Source organism: Saccharibacillus qingshengii (genome assembly GCF_013185195.1).
GTDB lineage: Bacteria > Bacillota > Bacilli > Paenibacillales > Paenibacillaceae > Saccharibacillus > Saccharibacillus qingshengii.
This window is the reverse complement of the sequence record NZ_JAAZWC010000058.1, coordinates 1-6474: the sequence shown is the minus strand read 5'-3', so window position 1 is coordinate 6474 and position 6474 is coordinate 1. Positions and strand designations below refer to the sequence as shown.

The 6474-nt window shown below is 41.3% G+C and carries 6 protein-coding genes; all 6 read right to left on the bottom strand.

The window, feature by feature from the left end; all coding sequences use genetic code 11:
- Positions 1 to 136: 136 nt before the first annotated feature.
- Entirely contained in the window at positions 137 to 460 is a 324-nt protein-coding gene (locus HRQ60_RS23010) for a hypothetical protein (protein WP_172200883.1), read from the bottom strand.
- Between the two features lie 202 nt (positions 461 to 662).
- Positions 663 to 2816: a DUF262 domain-containing protein gene (locus HRQ60_RS23005; protein ID WP_172200880.1), complete on the bottom strand. Its 2154-nt coding sequence runs from the start codon at positions 2814 to 2816 to the stop codon at positions 663 to 665.
- Between the two features lie 12 nt (positions 2817 to 2828).
- A complete protein-coding gene (locus HRQ60_RS23000) occupies positions 2829 to 4457 on the bottom strand; it encodes a DUF262 domain-containing protein (protein ID WP_172200877.1) in 1629 nt (542 codons plus the stop codon).
- A 122-nt stretch (positions 4458 to 4579) separates the two neighbouring features.
- On the bottom strand, positions 4580 to 4705 hold the full coding sequence (locus tag HRQ60_RS23965; RefSeq protein ID WP_281358161.1) for a hypothetical protein: 126 nt from the start codon (positions 4703 to 4705) through the stop codon (positions 4580 to 4582).
- A gap of 17 nt (positions 4706 to 4722) precedes the next feature.
- Positions 4723 to 5331, bottom strand: a complete 609-nt coding sequence (locus tag HRQ60_RS22995) for a hypothetical protein (RefSeq protein ID WP_172200874.1) — start codon at positions 5329 to 5331, stop codon at positions 4723 to 4725.
- A 2-nt stretch (positions 5332 to 5333) separates the two neighbouring features.
- Positions 5334 to 6474, bottom strand: a 1141-nt coding sequence (locus HRQ60_RS22990; RefSeq protein WP_216671680.1) for an ATP-binding domain-containing protein, incomplete at its 5' end; no start/stop codon positions are given.

The window sequence follows — 6474 nt, the reverse complement described above, 5'->3', positions numbered from 1 at the left end:
ATCGTATCGTCGTCTCATGTCTTTAATTTAACAGATTTGAGGGCATTCTTGAAGTTTGCGTACAGGCCCTAAAAGAATTTAAATAAAGCGAACATTTTTAAAAAATAATATCAAAATCTATTTTTTGCATTTATCCCTATTTTCCGCTTCTCCATACCCTAACGGAAGCATACGATGTATTATCGTTCATTCGTTTTTTTGTACCAAAATAGGCATCATCCTTTATAACATAATTATTCTTATCTCCCAGTCCCGCTAAAAGCTCATCGAAATACGTCAGATGCTCAAATATGGCTTGTTCGGTCCTATCATGCAATAAAGGCTTGACTGACAGCTGCTTTGCATATTTTCTTGCGACCTCAATAGTTTCTTTATGAGATTTTCGAAAAATATCTGCTCGGTAATCATTAATAATATTAATAAACAGTTCATTTTCTTCTGATGACCAGCGTTTTGCCACGTCCAATCCTCCAAACATTAATTCTTTTTTATCGATTAGTCTTTTTCCTTAGGATAAATAATTTCTTTAACTTCTATTGCACCTATGTCTTAAATTGCACATTTTTTATTCCGATACTTTGGATGTAGCGCGAGATAGTCAATACCAGAATATATCCCTTGTCTAAAACATAATTCCCTACCTTCTCACCAAGCTCATTAAATCATGCTGATCTAGCGGCTAATTCATGCGCCTTCATGACGAGGGCATAGCCCGTCTCTACTACGTCGAACCCCGATAAGGTTTCTGCGTACCGGTCAAGGTCGGCTTGGATGCGTGAGTCTACGTCGTAAGTCCAACGCGATCCGACCAATCTGAAAACCGCATTGTTGATAGTTCTGATCTCGCTTCGTTCTGACAGCCGCTTTTGACAGTCCACTATCCTGCAGATTGAGTTATCACCAATTAGCTCGACTATTGCCTCATAAAATGGATTAATATGCTCCGCTTGAAGATTAATTCCCGATAACCGCTCGATGTCGAAAGTACGGTTGGAGCCGCTATTTGTATAAACCTGATGACTGTCCTTCAACATCGTATCGTATTTAATGAAATAATACTGCCAATCCTCAATTGTCCATTTGCCAGGATTAATAAGTGACTCAACTTTTTCCTTCATGGACCTCCCTTGTGCATTAATCAAGGCTGCTGTAAACCTCGTGAACAGAGGTTTAAGAGAGTTTTCGGAAAGTGTCCATAAATATTCACGGTTTGCACGTTTTCCTCCAAAGAGATACCTTGGCCCCAAGTTACTCCAACCAAGTTGTACTTGATATGATTCTAAAGATAACATTGCACGGGACACAAACGCTGCATTTACCTTGTCAAGTTCTACAAGTGTATCAGTCAACTGATTTGAAAACGCGACAAAAGCATCGAGCCATTGGTGTACTGCCCCTTTAAGTCTTGGCATATCTTCAAGAGTGTGCAGTGACTGTTTTAAGTGTGGATGTTTATTGAGAAGCTCTGCTTTCTCCTTCTCCTGGCCCCAATTCGTGCTAGCGAAACCAGGAATGGATGACTCCTGAAGTAGCACCTCATATATGGGCTTGTTGAAGTTTACCATATAGTCAACCCCGCTCAGTATCGGTCCAATGTTCTCTACGCGTAGGTTACTGTTATAAACGCCGCTGTTGCCTTGGCGAACACGAATAAGTAAATTACGCACCACACGCAGTGTGTCAATCAGATCCGTTTCTTGCATCGCTATCTTCTTCGCTACAACGGTATATAAGAGTACTCGTTCATCCAATTGTAATGAGTTGTTTAAACACTTTTCCATCAGTTGGATATTGTTATTAAATAAAGGAAGCTTCTCAAAGATTTCCGTAAACTGCTGATGAATATCGCGGCGGTTTTTCCATAGTGACAATGCGTCAAATAAGAAGGAGACATTCTCCTTCTTATTATAAACCGACGCCAAATCATGGATTCTGCTAAATTCCTGAATAAGAAGACTAGCGTTTCTTGCAAACGGGTTAGCTTTAAGGTACAATGCACTGCTAATAAAAGTAAATAACCGCATGAACGCTCGATCGATCGTATTGTCCTCATCACGATATTCCCATAGTAAGTCTGTCCATTCCTGCTCTATTCGTAAAGAGAATTGCTTGCTCTCTTCAATAAAGCCATTTTTCTCAAGCAACTGCTCGAACTGTGCCTTAAAATTCTCGAAAGTAGATAATGGCTTACCTCTGGAATTCATCTTAATATACAGTTCATCACTTAATCCAAAGTGCTCTAGCTCCAGGAAGCTGAACGTGATTGGACAATCTTCGCTAGTGAGGCTTTCCAAGACAGGTTGGTCCACTTCGCAAAAAGATTCGTGTATGGAGTTCAGCATGACAAGCATCGCTTCGACCGTCGGGTCCGCTTGCCAATGATACTGAAACCATTTCTTGTTCCGGATTACAGATGCAGGAGTATCAACGGAAAAATCGCTAAAAGGAATCTTCTGCTTCGCCAGTTGTTCACAGAAGTCACGAGCGCTGATCCTGGTCTCATATGAGAATTTGACCATGATCTCCGACACGTCCTTATTCTCCTTGACCGCGAAATACCAATGGAGTAGGAACAGCGTCGTCAAGCGTTGCTGGCCGTCTAGAGGGAATAGCTCATCCTCACTAACAGAACCGTAAATGAAATCAAAATCTAACTTTTTCTTCCGAAGAATCGCTTCCGTTATATTTTCAAGTAGGAGCTCACGAATTTCTTTCGTCTGCTCGTCGCTGCGACCTTGTGCGTAATCACGCTGAATCATTGGAATGCGAACCTTATATTGCCTCAGGAGCCGCCAGAATGTGTTCGGTGGGTTCATCTCGTATCCCCTTTACTGAAAGACCTTTAAAGACTCTTCTATCGCCGACAGGTATCCATTACGATCAGATTCACTCCACAACTGGAAATGATCAACCTTATCGCTGTAATACTTCATAAATGCGTTTCTCGTACAGATAGGAATGAAATGTCCCTTTTTGTCGTGCTCAAGCAACTTTCGATACTTTACAGGGTAGAAATGATTGCCCAGCGCGCTATTAGTCCCTTGGTCCAGCAATGCCAAGTTATCAATCGTGTTTAGATCTGTACCAAACCTCTCCATATTTTCAGTTACAATCTCTGTAAACAGCTCTTCAAACTCATTCTGTGATAGATTAGGATCATTCAGGCTAGTTTTAAGCTTTTTGACGATTGATTCGTCAGTGGGCTCGTTAAACTGCTCAAATAGCGAAATTGTATCGCGAATCCATGCCTGCCACTGCTCCTTCGTTCTTAGCCCCTCTGTATTTTGAGCGTGAATATGCTCGATACTCCATCTGCCCTTAGAATACGCATCGAAAGGAAAGCGTGCCTCATGGTTTTGCTGAGTCAAGGTCGTTGCAATATTAAACAAGAGCAACACGTTCTTGATTCGATCATTATCCACTCCATACTGCAGCTGGCTGATGTCAATCCCTTCAATTTGTTTATTCAATAATTGCTTCAATGCTTTACGGAAAGTCTGCTTGTCTGCGGTGTTAGCATGATCATAGAGATCGATAATCTCGGCAATATGTCCGCGTTGCGTGAGATAGCCAATATAGTGGTATAACTCTCGATCCTCGAACCATTCCTCAATCAAAGCAAGGTAGCCCTTAATTTTTTGCCACACATCACTTAAATCTGGCTGCTTTTGAATTTCATAGAAAGTGAAAAACTTATCCGGACTTGCGGCCTTCTTATTCTTCGTATATAGGTCGAAAAGTAACTCAATACGGCTAGAGTAGTCTTTCTTCGGATTGACAAAGTACCATAATCGATCGTTTCTTAGTTTGCGCTCGATCGAATCCCACTCATTCGCCCGCTCCAGCTTGCGCTTTTCGTCAGATGTTAAGATGAGTGCCTTAATAAGTTCAGCATTCGTAAGTGGAATTTTACCTATGTTCAGGCGACTAAAGACTTCCCGAACCTCTATCTCTGGATCGACTTCGTACCAGATGACTTTTACGTTTTTACCTAAAGCGATATGAAATTCATCTTCTAAAGTCACTCCATTCTCACGTGGCCCGTTAAACCATTCTTTCACAGTGTCGTACGCTTTCTTAAAGAAATAGTAATCGATATTTTTGTGGTCCTGTACACTCTCCAGATCATTTAAAACCACCTCGCTGTCCGGTCGTATTTCATAGGTTATCGAGTAATTCGCTCTTCTTAAGTACGACAAGATGATTTTTATTGTAGTTAATCGTTGCTGCCCGTCGATAACTTCATATTTCTTATCCTGATCGTCGCACTCCCGTACTACAATCGGCTGTAGGCAATAAAATTCAGACGAACCGGATTGCATGAAATCATAAATATCGTCAAGCAGATTCAAAACCTGCTGTTCATCCCAACGATAGCCCCGTTGATAAGAGGGAATAAAAAAAGATATATCTTTACGAAGCTCGTTAACCGTTTTCAATTGAATCCCGCTGCTCATACTCGGCCCCTCTACCCTTAAAATAAAGTGAAAATTACGATGACAAATTGTCAACCGTTCCTTATCACAATCGTAATTGAGTAAACCATCGCTGTTTATGCCTTAAAACCACGATGTATACCCTATCCTACAAACTTTGCTACACCGTTTTGTAATAACATTAACAACTGATACTGCTCCTCCCCCAACGCCAGAGCCTCATGATATCGTTCCCGCTTTGCTAGTTGTACCCCAGCTTGAATACTCATGGTTTTGTTCTTCCTCTTTAAAACGGTAAATCTTCATCAGAGATATCTATCGTTGTGTCATCGCTTTGTTTCCCACGAAGCAATTCAATTTCTATCTCGAGAAGCGTGATACGTTGCTCATACTCATCTTCCATCTTTTTGATTTTCGAAGACATGGAAGTTACCATTCTTTTTAATTTCAACAGTTCTTCGTTTGATGACGAAGACACCGAAGGACCCCGGTCTAGCTTGCTATTGATTTGCTGCAGTAGCAGCTTCGTTTCGTTATCCGCAGTATTGGAAGTCTTCGTCGTACTTTGCTTCTGCGTAATTATTTTCTTTAGCTGCCCCTCCAACTTTTGGTTTTGTCCAGCAACCTCTTTTTGAACGATGTCCTTTAATTTATCCAATACCTGAAGCTCATTGAGGCTTTTTAGCTCCTTTAGCCTTGCTACCGCTTCTTTTGAGAGCTTCTCTACTTCTTTAAAGGAATGCGTATGATCAAGTTCCTCCAGGGTTGCTTTAAAATCATTCGCTAGCTGCGAAAAGTTGGAAACAGTTGAGTCTAATTCCTGCGTGTTTTGAGAAAGCTCATGAAACCGGTTTAAAAGGACTTCCATCGATTTATTTTCGGCCTTTGTCGCCATCTTTAGCTCGTCTCCTTCTTAGTTCCATTCGTAAAGATGTTCTTCATTTCGTTTGATGTCGCTTCAATTTGTTTTAAATGCTGCAGATAGGACTTCAATTCCCGATCCAAGTACTTCGTCATCAGTGCATCATCATTAAGGTTTACAAGCTCCTGTAGTGGATTGGTTCCGAACTTCTCCATCTCTTTTGGGATATCATAGTGTTCATGCCGATCGGAAGATAATAAAGCCTGCAGTAGAAGCCTTGGCTCTTTACTTTTGCGTAAATACGTAATCGCCTGATCGAATTCCTTTAGCTCCATTAATTCACGACCGCAGCGAATAGGATTCCGGTGGATGTCATAGCCCTTCTTGATTTTGCACCTTTGTAAGCCTTGTTGAGCGAGAATGGTATAGTCACTGTGGTCTTTCTTCAGTAGGTTCTCGTACAAAGCGATAGCATGCTCGTATGTTTCGTCGTACTCAAATTCTTCTGCTTCTTTCAATAGCTGGTCAAGTGTCGAGCCTTCACTTAGACCGAGTTCAACAAGGTCGAACTGTTCAATTACATCAACCTGACGTAGCAGCCAATTACTTTCGTTCTCACCTAGATGGTCCTCTATCATACAAAACACATCTCTAGCTCGCGTAACAGCCACGTATAGTAAATTAAAATAGTATCTGTACACCTCGTGGTTTAGCTTTACGTTCTGAGTGAAGATCGCTCGCCATTCCTCATAAAATGCGGACATCATATTGTAACTAACAATATACTTTCGCTCGATGCCTTTAATTTCGGAAACTGTCAACACCCTAGACTCTAGTTCGGGATAAGAATGGACAAGCTCCGTTTTCGTTATCTCATTAGGAACAACTACCATAACGTAGCTCTTATCGGCCACGCTTTGAAATAGGCTGTCCTTTTGCCCCCGATACAAAAATGGTTTTCTGGTATAATCCCGAATCGCCGTTTCTGTCCATACCAAGTTTTGTTTCGTACGAATCTTTTCATTCCGTAGTGCTGAGACGTTATTCGCAAATTCCACAATACTCCGGCTAGAGCGGTAATTATTAGTCAATGTTTTTAAATGACGGATTGTAAAATGAAGTGCAACACCTCGAACTGAATATAAAAAGGCCCACGGCCGGATTCGTGTAGAATGA